Below are 17,712 nucleotides of genomic sequence, written 5' to 3'. Positions count from 1 at the left end.
CACCCGCAAGCAGACGCAACTTCATGTTAAATGATGTCATCACTCCCCCAATCCTCCTGCTGTTTCTGTTTGGAAAATATCTTTGAAGACAGTGTCAGGGCCGAACCTTGGCCTTGCGCAGCATGCTCCCGTGGGGTCACCCGGCTCCATGGCCGGATCAACCATTATGTCGTAAATCGTGTATAGATTTGGTCAGAATATTTAATCCTATCCGCAGGCAGGCGAGTTTCACCGCTGCCCGCCCGGCGCGGCGCCCGCCGATCAACCCTACCGGGCGGCAGATTGCCGATTGGCGCATGCCCTCATTGTTTGCGCAAGGCCGCGCTGGGCGGCAGGCATGGCAGGAGGACGCTTGGAATGGATCTGGGAATCAAGGGGCGCACCGCGCTCGTCCTGGGAGGCAGCAAGGGCATTGGCCGGCAAATCGCGCTCGACCTTGCCGACGCAGGTGTGAAGGTAATCGTGGTGGCGCGCGGGCAAGCAGCGATTGACGATACCGTGGCGGCGATAGGCGCCAGTGGCGGGACCGCGATCGGCATCAGCGCGGACCTGCTCGACCTCGACAGCTATGGCCGGATTCATGATCGCGCGGTGGCCGAACTGGGCGCCCCCGACATTGCCATCTACAATCTCGATCCGCCGCCGCCCGGCACCTTTGCCGATGTCGACGAAGCCATGCTGGCGCAAGCCTATCACAGCGTAGTGCTGTGCTATGCCCGGATGCTGCGCGTGGTGCTGCCGCACATGCAGCAGCAGGGCTGGGGACGGATCGTGACGATCGGATCGGGCACGGCCAAGCAGATCGTGCGCAGCGGGCTGAATTTTGGCTATGTGCTGGCCAACAGCACCCGCGTTGCCGCCGCCGCGCTGGCCAAGACCGTGGCGGGCGAAGTCGCAGCGCAGGGCATTACCATCAACACCATCGGCACCGGCTATATCGATACCGAAAGCAACCGCACATGGACGCGGGCCCAGGCCGAAGCGGCAGGGATGAGCTTTGACGCTTTCCGCGCCAACATGGTGCAGCATATCCCGGCTGCCCGCGCCGGACAGCCGCAGGAAATGGCCGCGCTGTGCCTTTTCCTGTGTTCGCAGGCCGCCGGCTACACCACCGGGGAAACCATCCTGTGCGATGGCGGGATGACCAATTCGATCCTGTGAACGCCGCCCGGCCGTCCGGCCTAGGCCGGAGCCAGCCCGGCCTGGTGCAGGATGGTGGAATCGAAATACTCCGCCAGCCGGGAGATCCGGCCGCCTTCGACAGTGGCGACAAGCAGGAACGGGATTTCGACCTGGCCCTGCGGCGTATCGCCTGACAGCGTTGCCTGTTCGACAAAGCCGCCGGGGTGAAAATTCAGCCGCATGTCGGTGTAGGTGCGCTTCGTGAAAGTCTTGTCGCTGGCATCCAGAATGGCGCGATAGCCCGCCTTGGAATGGTGCACATCGGGCTGGAAATTGTACCAGACGGCGGCATCGTCGGTCAGCAGGTCGACGATCCGGGCATTGTCACCCGAACGGCAGGCATCCTCCCATGCCCGCGCCACAGCCATGAGGTTTTCAAGCGCGCCGCCGGTCATGCCGCGCCTCCCCAGATGTTTGCGACATGGGCTTCGAACTGGTCGCGGTTATCGGCAACATGGGCGAACGCCTTGCTGACGCCGCCATCCACGCGCAGGATCTGCCCGCTGACAAAACGGCCTTCGTCCGAGGCGAGCAGCGCGACCATCGCCGCGATATCCTCGGGATAGCCCAGTTCGGGGGTCAGGTGATGGCGCTCCACCATGCGGATCAGTTCGGGCTGGTTGGCCCGCGACGGGGCCGTGGGCACCATGCCGGGCGAGATGACGTTGCAGGTCACGCCCTGCTTGCCGTACTGCGCCGCGACATAAAGCGTCAGCGCATTGACCGCCGATTTCGATGCCGCATAGGCCGTGCGCGCCAGATCGCCCAGCAGCGCCGCGCCCGAACTGGTGTTGATGATCGCCCCGCTGCCCGATTCGATCAGCGCAGGCAGCGCGTACTTGATCATCAGCATGGTGCCGCGCGCGTTGACCGCAAAGGTCGTGTCCCAGACCTCGATCTCCATGTCCCCGGCCGCGCCATCGCGGTTGAGGAAATCGGCCTGGGTGGCCGCGCCATTGTTGAAGATCACCTCCAGCTTGCCGTAATGCGCCAGCGTGTCGTCGATCAGCTTCCTGATGCTGTCGGGATCGCCAAGATCGACATGCAGCGCAATCGCATCGCCGCCACTCGCGCGGATGTCCTCGGCCAGCGCCTGCGCAGGCTCCAGCATGATGTCGGCGATCACCACCTGCCCGTCTTCGGCGCAAAGCCGCCGCACGGTGGCCGATCCAAGGCCGCCGGCGCCGCCGGTAACGATGCAGGTTCTTCCGGTCAGTCTGCCCATGGATCTATCCTCAATTCTTAACCGGCTTGTAGGCGTCAACGCCGCCGCGGGTTTCCGCAACATGCGGGAAGTGGGTGGAAATGCCGCCATCGACGGGGATGATCTGGGCGGTGATGAACTTGCCGTCGTCCGACGCCAGCAAGGCGACCATCGCGGCAAGATCGTCCGGTCGGCCAAGCCGCGGCGTCAGGTGATGGGCAAGGTACAGGTCCAGATTATGGCCCTGGTTCATCTCGGTGTTTTCCGTCACCACCAGCCCTGGCGAGACGACATTGCAGCGTATGCCCTTCTTGCCATACTGCGCCGCGACATATTCGGTCAGCACGTTGATCGCCGCCTTGGACGAGGCATAGGCCACGCGGAAAAGGTCGGCGCGCAGCGATGCGCCCGAACTGGTGTTAATGATCGATCCTCCACCCTGGCGGATCATGTGCGGCAGGGTATGCTTGATCATCAACATCGTGCCGCGGGTGTTGATGCGAAACACGCTGTCCCAAAGATCGGCGTCCATGAACGCGACCGCCGCATCGTGCTGCATCGTTTCATAGCGCGTGTCGGCGGCGTTGTTGAACAGCACGTCGATCGGACCGTAACGGGCAACGGCCTGGTCGATCAGCCCCTTGATGCTGGCTTCCTCGGCAAGGTCGAGGTGCAGCGCGATAGCCTCGCCGCCTGCATCGCGCACGGCCTGCGCGGTCTTTTCGGCGCCTTCCAGATTGATGTCGGCCAGCACTACACTTGCCCCTTCGGACGCCAGCCGCCGCGCCGTGGCGGCGCCGATGCCACCGCTCGTGCCGCTGATGACGGCAACCTTGTTTTCCAGTCGTCTCATTGCTTCGCTCTCCGGGGTGGACGGCATCATGCCGTCGGCAGCGGACCGTCGAGCAGCATGTCGACCTGCCTGCGGTCCACCGGCTGCACGCGAATCGGCGCGCCATTGATGATATCTTCGCCCATCATCAGCCCTTCGGCATCGAACCGGATCGTGGTCACGTTGGGCCAGCGGATCAGGTAAATGCCATCGGGGTCGACGGGTTCGCTGTGGCGGGCCAGAAATGTGCCCGGATAGACCGCGCTCAGCACACAGGCCAGGGCCATCCCGTGTTCGTCGAACAGCACGCGCTCCTCATCGAACGGCCCGGCCATCCGCACGCCGAGCGCAACCACGCCTTCGTACATCGCGCGGGTTCCGGCGCGGTCGGTGATCCGGGCCAGGCTTTCGTCCGCCGACATGAACGGGTGACCATCGAATGTATAGGAGATCGGGCCGTGTGACATCGTGTCCATCACCATGTCGACATCGCCGATCACTTCGCCCCACCAGTGGTTGCGGTATGTCGTCAGCCACGCCCTGCGGCGGGGGTCGCTTTCGGCCTCAATCCGGTCGTCGAGCCGTCTAAGGCTCTGTCTTGCAGTGGAAAGCCGGGGCATCCTCTGTTCTCCCTGCCGCAGCGTTGTGCAGTCGTTGTGCCCGGCTATCGCAGCCCTTTGAGGTGAAGCGCCCTACCCTACGGCAGGCGGCGGCGCGAACAGACGGGTCCACCGTGCATAAATCGGCGACAAGTGTGCATAAATCGGCGACAAGAAAGTGACCGAACCATCATTGGAGGAGAGACGCCATGCCATACCGCGTTACCATTCCCGAAGATCGTGAACCGCTGGTTCATATCCTCAACCACCTTGGCACCGAAAAGCTGGTGGAAACCCGCCAGCGCATGTTCCGCACGATTTACGACGCACCCGAAACCACGCTGACGGCGCGCGAGCGCGAAGGCATGCGGATCCTGGGTGCGGTGCGCACCAACTGCCCGATCTGTGCCGGAATGCGGCTGTGGAAGGACTGGCCGGGCTTTCAGGGCGGCGAAATCGCTGAAGAATTCTATCAGAATGCTGCCGATTGCAATTACGGGTGGGAAGGCTTCACGCCGCGCGAACGCCTGCTCATCGAATTCGCCGACCGGTTCGAGCGCGAGATCGACGGCATCAACGGCGACGACGCGCTGTGGGAGAGGATGCATGCGCTGCTCACCGAAGAGGAGATCGGCGATACGGTGCTGATGCTGTCATGCTGGGTCGGCACCGGACGGGCGCTGAAGGCGCTTGGCATCGGCAGCGTCTGTGTCGTTCCGCCCAGCGCCGAGACGCTTGCCGCGCTGCGCAACGACGGCCTGACCGAACGGGCCGAACTCGCTCCCGCCGAATGATCGGGCGGGCTGACCGGGCGGGCTGACGCCTCCCGGTCAGTCCTTCGGCGTGAAGTCGATCGGTGGCAGCGACCTGCCGTCCATATATTCGTCGCAGCGGGTGATCTGCTGGCCGCGTGTATTGAACACCATGGCGAACGGCACGTCGCTGCGCGCGCCGGCATTGGCGATCTCGATATCGCCAAGGCACTGCATCAACACGGTATCGTTGGTCATGGCGGTCAGGCGGATATCCTTGAAGCGGATCTGCATGACCTTCAGCGCTTCGACCAGCATGTCGAATTCTTCGTCCTTGGTCAGGTTCTTGCGCACCGTGGCGTGCCACTGGATGAAATCGTCGGCGGCCACGCGCTTCATGCCTTCCAGATCGCGGTTGCCCCAATGGTGGTTCCAGCGTTCCACCGCGATGATCGCGTCCGACTTCGTCGTGGTGGCGCTTTCGGGTTCAGGCATAGATCGCATCCTTCGTGGTGATGAAATGGCTGGCAACGGCGCCCCGGCTCATGCGCCTGTCTCGTCCAGCACGGTATCGACCGACACGGCGCGCCAGGCTTCGATATCTTGCTTCACGCTGTCGAGCTTCTTCAGAATGCCGGCCACGGCATCGGCGCCCAGGGCAAGGCGGCGTGGCGGTTTGCCGCTGCGGACCACCTGTACGATAGCGTGGGCCGCCTTGACCGGATCGCCCGGTTCGTTGCCGTGATAGGCGGCAAGGCGGGCGCGCACCTCGCCCGCCTGCGTTCCGGCATAGGCATCAAGCGCGCGCTTGGCCCCCTTCATCGACCGGCCCGAAAAATCGGTGCGGAAGGATCCGGGTTCGACGATCAGCACGTCGATCCCAAACGGCGCCAGCTCTTGCGCCAGCGCATCGGACACGCCTTCAAGCGCGAATTTGGAGGCACAGTAGGCCCCCATGCCGCCAAACCCGATATGACCCGCCATCGACGAAATCATGACGATCGTTCCGCCACCTGCGCGCAGCGCGGGGATGAACGCCTTGGACACGCGCACCGCACCGAAGAAGTTGGTTTCCATAACCGCGCGCAGTTCGTCGAGCGAGAGCGCCTCGATCGTGCCGTTCATCCCGAACCCGGCGTTGTTGACAACCACGTCCACGCCGCCGAACCGTTCGTTCATGGCGGCGACACCGGCGGCAACCGCTGCCTCGTCGTTCACGTCCATGACAATGGCCGCAATCCGTTCGGCGGCAAGTTCGGCAACCTGCGCCGGGTTGCGCACCGTGCCCAGCACCGTGTCCCCCGCCTGCACGACAGCCCGCGCCAGTTCACGCCCGAAGCCTGTCGAAATGCCGGTGATGAACCAGCGCCTTGCCCGATCTGCGTTCATGCCAACATCCGGTCCCCGTCCACGGCGTGCGCTCATCCCTGAAACGGGACCGCGCATCTTGGCCGCAGACTAGCGCACCGCATCGCCGCGGGGCCTGCCCAATGACAGGTCCGCCAAGGACAGCCGGCTGCGGCGCGCGGGTCTTTTGTTTGACGCTGCGTCCACAAGCAGTGCCGCCATCACCCTGCACCCCGCCGCCAACCCTTCGGACGATAGGCGGCATCGCCACATTGAGTGCCACAATGCCGCCAAAGGTCAAAATCACCGCCATGTGGAGAGGACGATGCACCGACTCGACGGGAAGACCGCGCTGATTACCGGTGCAGGTCGCGGTATCGGCCGCGCGATCGCAAAACTGTTCGCCGCCGAAGGGGCGCAGGTCGCGGTCACGTCGCGCACCCGCGCCAATGTCGATAACGTCGTCGCGGAAATAACCGCAGCGGGTGGCAATGCCATTGGCATTACTTGCGATGTCGCGTGCGAGCAGGACGTTAGGGACGCTATCGCCGGGGCCGTCGCATCGTTCGGCGGGCTGGACATCCTGGTGAACAACGCCTTCGACCTTTCGACCACGCAATCGAGCGTCCTCGACCTTGGCGTGGACCAGTTGCTGCACCAGTTCCACACCGGGCCGATCGCCTGCCTGCGCACGATGCAGGCGGCCTACCCCCACCTCAAGCACAGCGGGGCCGGGCGGGTCATCAATTTCGCATCGTCGGTCGGGGTGATCGGAGCGGCCGGTTTTGCGCCTTATGCCATGGCCAAGGAAGCGATCCGGGCGCTGTCGCGCGTGGCGGCGCGTGAATGGGGCGCAGACGCGATCACCGTCAACAACATCCTTCCCATCGCCCAGACCGATGCCTACGATGCGACAACGGCGGACGAAAGCGGCGCAGCCACCTGGGTGCCCAATTCCCCGATAGCGCGACTGGGTTCGCCCGATCTGGATATCGCCCCGGTGGCACTGTTCCTGGCCAGCGCCGACGCCCGGTTCATGACCGGGTACAGCCTGACGCCCGATGGCGGGTTTATCATCGACACCGCCCGCTGACCGAAACACGCGAGAGGACAAGAGACATGGCTGACACCTATGACGTGGTCATCGCCGGGGCCGGGCACAATGCGCTGATCGTCGGCTGCTATCTGGCCAAGGCAGGGGTTCGCACGCTGATCGTCGAACGCTCTGACAGGGCAGGCGGCAGCGTGGCGACGCGTGAATTGACCGGCCCCGGATTCAAGCAAGACGTCTGTTCGGTCAGCCATTCGCTCATCATGGGCAACCCGCTGATCCGCAACGATGAATTGCAGCTCCTTGGGAAATACGGGCTGACCTACAACCACCCCGAACGCATCTCGGCCCTGCTGTTCGACGATGGCACCGTGCTGGAGTTCTGGAGCGATCTCGACCGCACCGCAGCGTCGATTGCGAAGATCAGCCCGATAGACGCAGACAATTACCGCCGCTTTGTCGAAACCGTCGACCGCACACTCGACATGCTGGTGATGGGCATGTTCAGCGTGCCGCCCGATCCGGGCGCCCAGGCGATGATGATGAACGCATCGCCCGAAGGCCAGGAACTGATGCGCCTGCAGGCGATCAGCGCGTGGGATCTTATCTGCGAATGGATCGAACATCCCAAGGTGCGGATCGCTCTGGCGCGCTATGCCTCGGAAACGATGATGGACCCGTTCGACAACGGCACCGGCTTCGGATTTTACCTGATCCTGCCTTACATGTACAAGTTCGGGCTGGGCATCGCAGTTGGCGGATCGGGCGCGCTGGCCGATGCGCTGGTGCGCTGCTTCGAGGATCACGGCGGCACCATCCGGCTGAACGCGCAGGTCGAACGCATCCTGCTGGAAGACCAGACCGCGCGCGGTCTTGTGCTGGAAGGCGGCGAGGTGATCCGCGCCGAAAAGGCCGTGGTGGCCGGGCTGCATGTAGCGCAGGTCTTTCCGCACATGGTCGAAGGCGCCGAACTGCCGCCCGGCTTCCTGCACCGAATCGACGTGCTCAAATACGCCGCGCTGCAACCGATGACCGTGCACCTTGCGCTGAAGGAACCGGCGCGCTTCACCGTCGGGCAGGGGATTGACGATTTCTACTGGGTCGAAACCGGGCATGCCGATGTCGATGCCTTCGCGCAAGGCTTCCAGGAGCTCAAGCGAGGCATCCCGCGCGACGATTTCGCCATCTATGTCCAGCAGTTCCGCGCCGACCCGACCCGCGTGCCCGAAGGCATGGCGCAACTGCACATCTACGCCTTCGTCCCGCTCGACCTCAAGGAGGGCGGCCGCGAAAAGTGGGACCAAATAGGCGAGGAATGGGCCAACCGCTTCATCGAAAACCTGCGCAAGATCGCGCCGAACGTCACCGAGGAGAATATCCTCGGCAAGCATTTCATGACCCCGCTGGACATCACGCGCTACAACACCAGCCTCGTCAACGGCGATATCCAGCATCTGGGCTTCTACAGCTGGCAGCTTGGCGGCAACCGCCCGGTGCCGGGCTGGGGGCAATACCGCATGCCGATTGATCGGCTGTACCTCACCGCCGGTTCGACTCACCCCGGTGGCGGCGTCACGGGCGGGCCGGGGCGCAACGCCGCGCAGGTGATCTTCGAAGATCTTGGCCTCGATTTTGACGCAGTGACAAGTTAAAATCGTGCATGATGTCCAAAAGCGGGGCAAGGCCGCCTGCCTCGAAGGGCAATTTCCGAGCGCCGCGCTTGCAGGAAAACGGCAATTTCTGTACATTATGCATAATATTGCGCAAAGGTTGGCGGGTGTCCGCCTGGGAGACGATCATGCAAGTCCGTATTCTTGAGGCCGATTTTGCGGACATTGGTCCCCACTGGGCCAGCAACCGCGAATTCGCCCAGCTCTATAACGCAGCGTCGATCTGCCCGGCCTATCTCGAACCGTTCCTGGTCAAGGTGATGATCGAGGCGCGCAAAAAGCTCCAGCCCGGCCACAAGCAGCTGGACGATATGATCCGCCTGTTCAACCTGCAGGAAATGCAGCACTGCAAACAGCACATTGCGTTCAACAAGATGCTGTTCGCCCACTATCCCGAAATCGAACCGATGGCCCGCGCCTACGAGGCGGACTACAACCGCTTCCTAAAGACCCGCTCGCTCCAGGCCAATCTCGCCTATTGCGAAGGCTTCGAAGCGATGAGCGCCATTCCCACCACCTGCTTCTTCGAGGATTTCGACGAACTTTGGGCCGGAGCCGATCCGCGCGCCGAAGCCCTGTGGAAATGGCATCTGGCCGAAGAATACGAACACCGCGAAGTCGTCCATTCCGTGTATACCGCGATCTACGGGCGCGGCCCGGTGGCCTATTTCCGCCGCATCTACGGCTTCTTCTTCGCCACGTTCCACATTCTGCGCAACATCAACAAGATCGGCAAACACCTGCTGGCCAAGGAACGCGAAGGCATGTCGGCCGAAGAACTGGCTGCATCCAGGGCGCGCGAAAAGATGGTCAGCAAGCTGGCCGGAAAGCATTTCCTGCGCCACCTGCGCGAGATTCTTTCGCCGTGGTACGATCCGGCCAAGCGCCAGCCGCCGCGCGGTGTGCAGGAAGTGCTCGACCGTGGCAACGCCCCGGTGCCGATCGCGCCGCGTCCCGCACTGGCCTGAACGCCGGCGCTGGCGCGCTTTACGCCGGTCCGGGCTGCTTGCGGCCGCTGCCGCGCCGGGCCAAGGCGGCGAGCGCGAGACCCGTCACGAGCGCGCAACCTCCGAACGCATGAAACACCGCCGCCGGTCCGGCGGACTGCGACAATTCGCGTGCGAGAAACGGAAACGCCACCTGCACGGCGAACATCGCCGACATCGCCCAGCCAATGCCGCGCGCCATGTTGGTCGATGTGGCCGCAATGTAAGAGTTGAGGTTGGGCGCAAACAGCGCAAGCCCGCACGAAACCGCGAACATTGAAACCACGAACATCGCCAGATGCGTCGATAGTCCAGCGGAAAGCAGACCCGCACCCGACAGGACCAGCGTCGCCACGAACAGCCCGATCGCGCCGAAACGGCCATGCAGGCGCCCATAGAAGCTGGTCACCAGCAACGAGCCAAGCGACATGGCGCTGAGCGGAATGGCGGCAAGACGCGGGTCGGTCACCCCGATCGAACGCACGTAGAACGGGGCAAACATCGGACCGACATACATCACCAGACCGATGAACGCGGCCAGCAGCAGCAACTCTGGCCCCACGCCCAGACCCCGGCCTTCGGGGATAGTCGCGCGTGTTTCCGGGTTGGCCCGCGCAGGCAGGGTCATCGCCAGCGGAATGACCAGCAGCGCAACCAAATGGATCAGAAACGGCAGCCGCCAGCCAAGCGTCGAAAGCGCGCCCACGGTCGGGAACACGATAACCGCGCCGACGCTGGTGAACATCGCGTTGCGGCCATACAGGCGCGGCCGCTCCGCGGCAGGCAAGGCGCCTATGCCGGCCAGCCCCGCGGTCATCGCCCCCGCGACGCAGACGCCCAGAAACAGCCGGGTAACCAGGATGACCGGGAGGCTGTCGAGCACGTAGGGCAGTGTCCCGAACAGCGCAAAGGCGACAAGCGACACAAGATAAACCGGCTTGTACCCCCAGCGGTCGATCATCCCGCCGACGATCGGAGAGCTGAGCGCAAAGGAAAACCCGGCAGCGCCGCCGATAAGCTGCGCAAGAAGTTCGGCGTTGGGATCGGCGGAAAAGGCCGCCGCCACCCGCGGCAGCGCCGGACCGAGCGCGAACAGACCAAGCATCGGGAAAATGGAGCTTGTCAGCAGCGCCAGCAGGCCAAGCGGGCCTGGCACCTGCGTGGCTGCATCGCCACCCTGCGTCATATCCACTCTGCCTGCTCCCGCTGTTTGAACCTGCGGTCCATTGCCGCGCCGCCCCTTTTTCCTGTGCCCTGCCTGCGCCGTTCGCCGCGCGGCTGCGCCTATCGCCTGATATGGCCATGGCGTGCAGCCATGCGGACAAACGCTGTCGCCATGCGGCCAGCCGAAGCGCGCGCGGCGCGCAACGCCTTGATCTGGGCCTTGATCTGGCCCGCAAGGAGCCATGTTCCTCCTGCCCTGCGACAGGTTGAACGGCGATGCCGATTGCGGGAGTATCGTTGCTCGCCTTGCCTGCCTTGCGCGGCAACTCGGCCTTTGACCGGGCACCATGAGGATTTGCATGACCAATCAGGATCGACCCATCTTCCGCCCGCTGACGGTGCGCGGCGTGACCTTGCGCAACCGCATCGTGATGTCGCCGATGACGCGGATGGCATCGCCCGATGGCGTGCCTTCGGCGCCGGTGGATGCCTATTATCGCCGCCGCGCCGAACATGGCGTCGGCCTGATCGTCACTGAAGGGATCGGCGTGGACCACCCCACGGCACTCGGCTGCGGGTCGCTGGACGAAGCGAACATGCCCGAACTGCAGGGCGATGCAGCGATGGGCCGCTGGCGCGAAATCGTGGCCGGGGTGCATGCGGCGGGTGGCGCGATCTTTCCGCAGTTGTGGCACCAGGGGCCGATCCGCACCGACCTTACCGGGCCTCACCCTGATCGCATGTCCTCGCGGCCATCGGGCATCTGGGGGCCTGCGGGGGGGCTGGCCACCGTCGCCCCGTCCTATATCGAGAAGATGCTGGTGCCGACCGCGCCGATGACCGACGAGGATATCGTCGACGTGATCGCCGGTTTCGCGCGCAGCGCCGCCAACGCGCGGGCTGTCGGCTTCGATGGCATCGCCATTCACGGCGCCCACGGCTACCTGCCCGATGCGTTCTTCTGGCACGAAACGAACCGGCGCGACGATCGCTGGGGCGGTGCCGCGCTGCGCGATCGGGCGCGGTTCGGCGTGGAGCTGGTCAAGGCGATCCGCGCCGAAGTGGGCGATATGCCGATCATGTTCCGCTATTCGCAGTGGAAGCAGCAGGATTACAACGCCAGGCTGGCAAAGACGCCGGACGAACTGGCCGAACTGGTCGGGGCGCTGGCCGATGCCGGGGTCGATATCTTCGATGCCAGCACGCGCTATTATCACCACCCCGCGTTCGAAGGATCGGACCTGACGCTGGCCGGATGGACCCGCAAGTTGTCCGGGCGGCCGACGATGGCGGTCGGTGGCATCGGCCTTGCCAACGAACTGAAGAACAGCTTCATGGGCGAAGTCGCCGCGGTGAACAACGTGCCTGATGTGGAAGCCCGCATCGCGGCCGGGGAGTTCGACCTGGTCGGCGTCGGCCGCGCGCTGATCGCAGACCCGGCATGGGCGCAAAAGGTGCGCGACAACGCGCCCTTCATGCCCTTCCACCCCCGCGTGCTCGCCACGGTCGAATAGGCCAAAGCGCACGGGGGGCGGCAGCCGCGCCGCCAACAGGGCTGCTGCGGCCCTGTTGGCGGCGCGGCCTCCGGTCAGTCGACCAGCGGTCCTGTTTCTCTTCCTTCGATAATGTTCAGCCAGGTGCGGGTCAGGTGCAGCGACGCGATGCACCACTGGCCGTCGATCCGCGCGTAGGTTTCCCGGTAATGGCCGCGCCCTTCCAGGTGGAACCCTGGCATCCTGACGATATCTTCCATCGCCCAGACGGCCTTCGCGCTTGTCGGCGATGTCAGGGTGATGATCGGGGCATGGACCTGGTGAACGGTATCGGCGTTGTCCAGCATCTGCGGCATGAACGCCCGGATGGCGGCGCGGCCGGTGACCCGCGGCTGCGGATTGGGCGCACGCCCGCGGGTCGAAACGGACTGGTCCACATCAAGCGTGGCGTCCTCGGTGAACAGCCCCGCGTAAAGATCCCATTCCTTGAGGTCGATGTGATGGCAGTAGCGCGCCTTGACATCCTTTATGGCTTCGCGGGCGACAAGATCTTCCAGTGTCATCGCAGGCTCTCCCCTTCAGTCCAGCGCGCGGAGCAGCGCGGCGGTATCGTGATCCTCGAACGCCGTGGTCAGGCGCAGGTGGTTCAGCACGGTGATCTCCCACCCGTAGTTGGCGATGTTGGTCGTCAGCCAGCCAATATATACGCCCCAGACCAGGCAGCGGCGGTATTCGTCCCACGATTCTGCAAAGCCGGGCGCATCGCTCGCCCCGTGGGCTTTGAGCCGGTCGAGGTAGAACGCCAGCAAATCGCGTTCGTTGTCGCGGCGCTGGTCGATCGGCAGCGCGGTGGTGATGAGGTAGTTGACATCGTGCATATGATGTCCGCGCACGGTCAGTTGCCAGTCGAGCAATCCGGCGCGGCCATCGGGCAGCAGATAGGTGTTGCCGATGTGGGTATCGCCATGCAGCACGGTATGCGGCAACGTCTGCTGATGCTGGTGCAACCGCGCGACACCCCGGCGCAATTCGTCGCCGGTGGTGCGCAGGCGGGCAACCATCTCGCGCTTGAAGTTTTCGCTGTCGATTTCCTGCTGGATGGCGTGGGGCACGAAATCGTGCATGAACCGGGCCAGTTCGCCATCGGTGTGCGTTTCCAGAAAGCCAAGGTCGCCCGCAAACCGCGGCGAGCGCCAGTAGCGCGCGTGCAGGCGGGCGAGCATTTCGAGAATAGCGCGCACTTCGTCCAGCGTGATCCGTGACAGGACATTGGGGAACCGCGCGCCGTGATCGGTCAGATCGCCCAGCAGCAGGGCAAAGCCCTGTGTGGCCGGATCATAGGCGCCGCCCAGCGTGAACGGCGCCTCTATGTCGGTCACTTCGGGGCGCAGGACGTTGTAGAAGCGCACTTCGTTCTGGTAAAGCGGGCCGATCATGAAATCGGGCGAACGCCCCAGCTTGAGCACGAGATGCCGCGGCACGTCTGCCGGCGTGCCGGGCGCATAGTCCACGTCCAGAAACGCGCGCGCGGCGGTGCAAACCATGCCGTCGCCATAGCGTTTGGCATCCTTCACCCGAACCTGCGCGATCCGCACGTCGGGCCGCCATGGCGCGATGATCGCGTTGAGCATCGCGGTATCGAACGCATCGGGATCGAAGGGAATCCCTCCTGCCGGAACGATTCCGTTGGGTGGCGTGTGTTGCATGTCCCTGCCCTTTCCGGCCGGTTCCGGCCGCATCCTCATCCCCCGGCCTGGCGCGTTTACTGCGCTGCCATGTCGGCCGCACGCTTGCGCGCCATGTCGATCCCGCGCGAAAGCGCCGTGGTGTTGCCGGCCCCGGCATAGAACAGCATCAGCAGCTTCATTTCCTCAAACTGTGCATCGGTCAGCTCGCGGTTGAGAATCGCCCCGGCAATCTGGATTTCGAGAAGATCGGCCCGCCCCAGCATCGTGGTAGCGCCGATGACCATCAGCCGCTTGTCACGCATCGACAGTTCGCCCGATGCCCAGATGTCGCCGAAGAGGTGTTCGACCGTTTCGTCCAGATAGGGAGAGCGGGGCGCGGCCTCAACCATGGCCGACGAACCCTTGCCGTACACGGCGTCGAACATCTCAATTCCCTTGGCCCACTTGTCGGTCATGCAATGATTCCTTCTGATGGTATGATGCCACCGTGTTGCGGAATTGGGCGATGCTTTTGCGCAACACTGCCGCACAAATCGCCACGGTTCTACCCGGTCGCTCGGCCGCCATATTGGAGATGCCCGGGCTACCGGGTCAATGGCCTGTGTTTCCCCTACCATCCCTACCTGAAGATAGGTGCCGCATTCCTCATGCACGATCTACCGACGAGAGAGGCGCTGGCCATTGGCTCGCGCCGTTAAAAGAGCCGCGCATCCAATAGCGGTAGAATGGGATGGAGGGGAAAGGCAGGAAGTCATCGCCGTCTCGCCCAGCAGCAACGGAATTGCTGTTTGGCGATGACCAATGGCCGGATGACAACATTATTGCATGTCCACGATAGAAATTGAATCACCTAAGAGCGGCGCGGTGAGCAACCCGCTCTGAAATGGTCCGGCGGCTTGCAGTTGTCGCAAGCGACGCACTGACTCAGCCGATAAAAGACTACCGGGCTTTACAATGCTCGAATGGGGAGGAAATGCCAACATGAAGTACTCTACGTACAATCGGATTCTGCTTGCGACGGTTGCGCCGATCGCTGCACTCGGCATGCCTGGTGCCGTCCATGCACAGGAAGCGGAAAGCAACGCGGTCGGCCTTGCCGACATCGTCGTTACCGCACGCCGCACCAGTGAAAACATCCAGACCGTTCCGGTCGCCGTTACCGCCCTCAGCGCTGAAAAGCTGGAAGAGCGCCAGGTTCTGCAGGTCACCGACCTGATGCGGACCGCGCCCAGCCTGTCGGTGGGTACGGGTGGCACCGGCCCCGCCACCATCGTCTACCTCGCCATTCGCGGCCAGGCCCAGAACAGCCCGAACTCATATTCGGACGCCGCTGTCGGTATCTACATCGACGGCGTCTATGTCGCCCGTCCGATCGTCGGCAACCTCGGCTTCCTTGATGCTGCCGGTGCAGAAGTTCTGCGTGGTCCACAGGGCACCCTGTTCGGCCGCAACACCACAGGTGGTGCGCTCAACCTGACCAGCCAGCAGCCCAAGCTCGGCGTTACCGAAGGCTATATGAAAGTCGGCTTCGGCAACTACTCGCAAAAGGCTGTTGAAGGCGTCGTCAACCTCCCGCTGACCGATGAACTGGGTGTGCGCTTTGCCGGTCGCTACAACGACCGCCACGGCTACTTCCCCAACCTGTCCACCGGCATCGCCAACGGCGGGATCAAGGGCGAATATTACGGCCGCGGGTCGCTGAAGTGGGAACCCAGCTCGGTTCCGCTGACGCTGAACCTGTCGGGCGACTACATGAATTACCGGGACACCGGCAACCCGGTTGCCGTATCCGCGATCAACCCGACCGGTCCGATGGCAAACTTCTATGCCATTTCGCAGGGCGTCCGCTCCGGCGCGATCCCCGGCACTACACCGATCCCGCTTTCGGCCACGTTCTCGGTCCCGGCATCGACCTTCGCCGGTTTCTCGCGTGGCCCGATCGGCCCGATCACGCAGTACCTGAACACCGAATTCGCCACCGCCGCCCAGCAGGCCGGCCTGCTTTCGCGCGATTGGCGGGTAAACTACGCGGGCCCCTTCACCGGCGTGAATGCGATCGACGACAGCGGTACGTTCAGCGAAGCCTACTCGCTGACCGGCAACATCTCGGTCGATGTAGGTGAAGTGACGATCAAGTCGATCACCGGCTACCGCAACTCGAACACGACGTCTAACCTCGACCTGCTTGGCACCAACACCGGTGCCGGCGCGTTCATCAGCCAGTACAAGCAGCACCAGTTCAGCGAAGAACTGCAGATTTCGGGTGATGTCGGTAAGCTTCAGTACATCTTCGGCGGCATTTACTTCCGCGAAGCTGGTACGGAACAGTCGCGTTCGGCAATCTTCTATGCGACGCCGATCGCAACCGGCGGCGACAACACCTTCGGTTCGTTCGTCTCGCAGTCCACCGGCGTGTTCGCACAGTTGTACTATAATGTGTCGGATGCCATCCGTCTGACCGGCGGTCTGCGCTACACCTGGGATACGCGTGAAATCAACCGTCAGGGCACCACGCCGCACCTGCCGCGTCCTGGCCAGACCATCACCTGCCAGGCAGGCGTGAACGCCGGGCAGCCCGCGCCGGTGCAGCAACAGGCCCCGAACAGCGGTTGTAATGACCGTGGTAGCGCCAAGTTCAGCTATCCGGCCTGGACCGCCGGCATCGACGTGAAGCTGTCGCCCGACATCTTCGTCTATGCCAAGACCAGCGGCGCATCCAACTCTGGCGGCTTCAACGCCCGTCCGGTTCCGCCGCCTTATTCCAGCTCGTTCAAGCCGGAAGACGTGCGCGATGTCGAAGGCGGCATCAAGGGTGAATTCTTCAACCGTCGCGTGCGTACAAACCTGGCCGTGTTCCACGCCTGGCAGTCGAACGTGCAGCGCATCATCAACGCAACCTTCGTTGATGGCACCGGCGCGACCCGTCTGACCCAGTTCGTGACCAACGCGGGCAAGGCCAAGACCTACGGCTTCGAATTCGAAGGTACCGTTATTCCTTGGGAAGGCATGGAAATCGGCACCAGTGTCGCCTACCTGCACGCCTCTTATGTCAAGGGCAGCCGCTTCGAAACGCAGCTCGTCGGTGGCCAGCAGGTCCAAGTCGACCGGTCGGGTGAACCCATCACCCAGGCGCCTAAGTGGACAGCCAACGTCTCGCTGACGCAGGGCTTCGACTTCGAAAACGGTCGCCTGAGCCTGCATGGTGACTACTCGTATATCTCGTCGCGCTACTTCGACTTCTTCACCACTGGCGATCCGGCTCAGGCCGCCGCCGTGGCGATTGCAAACGAAGCATCGCGGGTCCGCGGCTACGGCCTCGTCAACCTGCAGGCGAGCTACACGTTCAACGACCCCGCGATCGAAATCGCGCTGTGGGGCCGCAACGTTGGCAACAAGGCCAACTTCACGAACGTGTTCAACAGCTATACCGGCCTTGGCGCCACCGTGCAGTTCCAGGGCGCCCCGCGCACTTACGGTGCAACGGTCAAGTACAGCTTCTGATCTGATACAGACTGAAGAAACGGCGGTCGCTTCGTGCGGCCGCCGTTTTCTTTTGCGCGCCAGGGACGCGCCCGGCCTTGACGCAGCAACCCCGGCGACAAGGTCCACGCTTTGGGCGCCGCGGACAACAGCGGCCGCGCCAGCAAACTGTTCAAACGCAAACCCTTCAAGCATGGGCCTTCGGTGTGAAGCGCCGCCCCACACTGCGCGAACCACACCGGCAAGCGCACGCCCATGCTGCGC

17 protein-coding genes are annotated in these 17,712 nt (G+C 63.6%); 7 read left to right on the top strand and 10 right to left on the bottom strand.

Annotated elements, in window-relative coordinates; genetic code table 11:
- Positions 1 to 357 precede the first annotated feature (357 nt).
- Positions 358 to 1,161, top strand: coding sequence for an SDR family oxidoreductase (locus GGR44_RS12335; protein WP_183955881.1), 804 nt, complete (start codon positions 358 to 360; stop codon positions 1,159 to 1,161).
- A 20-nt stretch (positions 1,162 to 1,181) separates the two neighbouring features.
- Here GGR44_RS12335 and GGR44_RS12330 read toward each other — a convergent pair whose 3' ends face one another.
- From GGR44_RS12330 to GGR44_RS12315, 4 genes are read right to left on the bottom strand one after another with little or no spacing between them, the layout of a single operon-like run.
- The gene (locus tag GGR44_RS12330; protein ID WP_183955880.1) at positions 1,182 to 1,577 is read right to left on the bottom strand and encodes a nuclear transport factor 2 family protein; all 396 of its coding nucleotides are present in this window, start codon (positions 1,575 to 1,577) and stop codon (positions 1,182 to 1,184) included.
- Complete coding sequence (locus tag GGR44_RS12325) at positions 1,574 to 2,407, bottom strand: SDR family NAD(P)-dependent oxidoreductase (protein ID WP_183955879.1); 834 nt, start codon at positions 2,405 to 2,407, stop codon at positions 1,574 to 1,576. The genes GGR44_RS12330 and GGR44_RS12325 overlap by 4 nt, the downstream gene beginning before the upstream one ends.
- Before the next feature lie 10 nt (positions 2,408 to 2,417).
- On the bottom strand, positions 2,418 to 3,239 hold the full coding sequence (locus GGR44_RS12320) for an SDR family NAD(P)-dependent oxidoreductase (protein WP_183955878.1): 822 nt from the start codon (positions 3,237 to 3,239) through the stop codon (positions 2,418 to 2,420).
- Between the two features lie 26 nt (positions 3,240 to 3,265).
- Positions 3,266 to 3,838 (bottom strand): hypothetical protein, encoded by a 573-nt coding sequence (locus GGR44_RS12315; protein WP_183955877.1) that lies wholly within the window; start codon positions 3,836 to 3,838, stop codon positions 3,266 to 3,268.
- A gap of 188 nt (positions 3,839 to 4,026) precedes the next feature.
- Between GGR44_RS12315 and GGR44_RS12310 the strand changes: the two genes are divergently transcribed.
- Positions 4,027 to 4,611, top strand: coding sequence for a carboxymuconolactone decarboxylase family protein (locus tag GGR44_RS12310; RefSeq protein WP_183955876.1), 585 nt, complete (start codon positions 4,027 to 4,029; stop codon positions 4,609 to 4,611).
- A gap of 36 nt (positions 4,612 to 4,647) precedes the next feature.
- Here GGR44_RS12310 and GGR44_RS12305 read toward each other — a convergent pair whose 3' ends face one another.
- Positions 4,648 to 5,064 (bottom strand): DUF4440 domain-containing protein, encoded by a 417-nt coding sequence (locus tag GGR44_RS12305; protein ID WP_183955875.1) that lies wholly within the window; start codon positions 5,062 to 5,064, stop codon positions 4,648 to 4,650.
- A 48-nt stretch (positions 5,065 to 5,112) separates the two neighbouring features.
- Positions 5,113 to 5,958, bottom strand: coding sequence for an oxidoreductase (locus tag GGR44_RS12300; RefSeq protein ID WP_183955874.1), 846 nt, complete (start codon positions 5,956 to 5,958; stop codon positions 5,113 to 5,115).
- 283 nt (positions 5,959 to 6,241) lie between these two features.
- On the opposite strand from GGR44_RS12300, the gene GGR44_RS12295 reads away from it, so the two are divergent.
- The 3 genes from GGR44_RS12295 (at position 6,242) to GGR44_RS12285 (ending at position 9,605) form a co-directional block, all read left to right on the top strand.
- Positions 6,242 to 7,009, top strand: a complete 768-nt coding sequence (locus GGR44_RS12295; protein ID WP_221214362.1) for an SDR family NAD(P)-dependent oxidoreductase — start codon at positions 6,242 to 6,244, stop codon at positions 7,007 to 7,009.
- A 26-nt stretch (positions 7,010 to 7,035) separates the two neighbouring features.
- Positions 7,036 to 8,619, top strand: coding sequence for a phytoene desaturase family protein (locus tag GGR44_RS12290; protein ID WP_183955872.1), 1,584 nt, complete (start codon positions 7,036 to 7,038; stop codon positions 8,617 to 8,619).
- Positions 8,620 to 8,687: 68 nt separating this feature from the next.
- Positions 8,688 to 9,605: a metal-dependent hydrolase gene (locus tag GGR44_RS12285; protein WP_183955871.1), complete on the top strand. Its 918-nt coding sequence runs from the start codon at positions 8,688 to 8,690 to the stop codon at positions 9,603 to 9,605.
- Positions 9,606 to 9,624: 19 nt separating this feature from the next.
- Here the strand turns inward: GGR44_RS12285 and GGR44_RS12280 are convergent, their stop codons facing one another.
- Positions 9,625 to 10,809, bottom strand: coding sequence for an MFS transporter (locus tag GGR44_RS12280; RefSeq protein WP_246344624.1), 1,185 nt, complete (start codon positions 10,807 to 10,809; stop codon positions 9,625 to 9,627).
- 337 nt (positions 10,810 to 11,146) lie between these two features.
- Between GGR44_RS12280 and GGR44_RS12275 the strand changes: the two genes are divergently transcribed.
- Positions 11,147 to 12,301: an oxidoreductase gene (locus GGR44_RS12275; protein WP_183955869.1), complete on the top strand. Its 1,155-nt coding sequence runs from the start codon at positions 11,147 to 11,149 to the stop codon at positions 12,299 to 12,301.
- Positions 12,302 to 12,375: 74 nt separating this feature from the next.
- On the opposite strand, the gene GGR44_RS12270 is transcribed toward GGR44_RS12275, so the two are convergent.
- Genes GGR44_RS12270 through GGR44_RS12260 form a run of 3 tightly spaced genes read right to left on the bottom strand, consistent with a single transcriptional unit; the run spans position 12,376 to position 14,423 of the window.
- Positions 12,376 to 12,843, bottom strand: a complete 468-nt coding sequence (locus GGR44_RS12270; RefSeq protein WP_221214361.1) for a nuclear transport factor 2 family protein — start codon at positions 12,841 to 12,843, stop codon at positions 12,376 to 12,378.
- A 15-nt stretch (positions 12,844 to 12,858) separates the two neighbouring features.
- Positions 12,859 to 13,986, bottom strand: coding sequence for a phosphotransferase (locus GGR44_RS12265; RefSeq protein WP_183955868.1), 1,128 nt, complete (start codon positions 13,984 to 13,986; stop codon positions 12,859 to 12,861).
- A gap of 56 nt (positions 13,987 to 14,042) precedes the next feature.
- Positions 14,043 to 14,423, bottom strand: coding sequence for a carboxymuconolactone decarboxylase family protein (locus GGR44_RS12260; RefSeq protein WP_183955867.1), 381 nt, complete (start codon positions 14,421 to 14,423; stop codon positions 14,043 to 14,045).
- A 526-nt stretch (positions 14,424 to 14,949) separates the two neighbouring features.
- Here GGR44_RS12260 and GGR44_RS12255 point away from each other — a divergent pair.
- On the top strand, positions 14,950 to 17,469 hold the full coding sequence (locus GGR44_RS12255; RefSeq protein ID WP_183955866.1) for a TonB-dependent receptor: 2,520 nt from the start codon (positions 14,950 to 14,952) through the stop codon (positions 17,467 to 17,469).
- Positions 17,470 to 17,712: the final 243 nt, after the last annotated feature.

This window comes from Sphingobium fontiphilum (assembly GCF_014196635.1).
In the GTDB taxonomy this organism is placed as follows: Bacteria; Pseudomonadota; Alphaproteobacteria; order Sphingomonadales; family Sphingomonadaceae; genus Sphingobium; species Sphingobium fontiphilum.
The sequence above is the reverse complement of the archived record's forward strand: the minus strand, read 5'-3'. Positions and strand labels throughout refer to the sequence as shown.

Excerpts from the sequence above, each read along its gene's own strand:
- GGR44_RS12335 (WP_183955881.1), top strand. The coding sequence starts at position 358 with ATGGATCTGGGAATCAAGGGGCGCACCGCGCTCGTCCTGGGAGGCAGC.
- GGR44_RS12330 (WP_183955880.1), bottom strand. The coding sequence starts at position 1,577 with ATGACCGGCGGCGCGCTTGAAAACCTCATGGCTGTGGCGCGGGCATGG.
- GGR44_RS12325 (WP_183955879.1), bottom strand. The coding sequence starts at position 2,407 with ATGGGCAGACTGACCGGAAGAACCTGCATCGTTACCGGCGGCGCCGGC.
- GGR44_RS12320 (WP_183955878.1), bottom strand. The coding sequence starts at position 3,239 with ATGAGACGACTGGAAAACAAGGTTGCCGTCATCAGCGGCACGAGCGGT.
- GGR44_RS12315 (WP_183955877.1), bottom strand. The coding sequence starts at position 3,838 with ATGCCCCGGCTTTCCACTGCAAGACAGAGCCTTAGACGGCTCGACGAC.
- GGR44_RS12310 (WP_183955876.1), top strand. The coding sequence starts at position 4,027 with ATGCCATACCGCGTTACCATTCCCGAAGATCGTGAACCGCTGGTTCAT.
- GGR44_RS12305 (WP_183955875.1), bottom strand. The coding sequence starts at position 5,064 with ATGCCTGAACCCGAAAGCGCCACCACGACGAAGTCGGACGCGATCATC.
- GGR44_RS12300 (WP_183955874.1), bottom strand. The coding sequence starts at position 5,958 with ATGAACGCAGATCGGGCAAGGCGCTGGTTCATCACCGGCATTTCGACA.
- GGR44_RS12295 (WP_221214362.1), top strand. The coding sequence starts at position 6,242 with ATGCACCGACTCGACGGGAAGACCGCGCTGATTACCGGTGCAGGTCGC.
- GGR44_RS12290 (WP_183955872.1), top strand. The coding sequence starts at position 7,036 with ATGGCTGACACCTATGACGTGGTCATCGCCGGGGCCGGGCACAATGCG.
- GGR44_RS12280 (WP_246344624.1), bottom strand. The coding sequence starts at position 10,809 with ATGACGCAGGGTGGCGATGCAGCCACGCAGGTGCCAGGCCCGCTTGGC.
- GGR44_RS12275 (WP_183955869.1), top strand. The coding sequence starts at position 11,147 with ATGACCAATCAGGATCGACCCATCTTCCGCCCGCTGACGGTGCGCGGC.
- GGR44_RS12270 (WP_221214361.1), bottom strand. The coding sequence starts at position 12,843 with ATGACACTGGAAGATCTTGTCGCCCGCGAAGCCATAAAGGATGTCAAG.
- GGR44_RS12265 (WP_183955868.1), bottom strand. The coding sequence starts at position 13,986 with ATGCAACACACGCCACCCAACGGAATCGTTCCGGCAGGAGGGATTCCC.
- GGR44_RS12260 (WP_183955867.1), bottom strand. The coding sequence starts at position 14,423 with ATGACCGACAAGTGGGCCAAGGGAATTGAGATGTTCGACGCCGTGTAC.
- GGR44_RS12255 (WP_183955866.1), top strand. The coding sequence starts at position 14,950 with ATGAAGTACTCTACGTACAATCGGATTCTGCTTGCGACGGTTGCGCCG.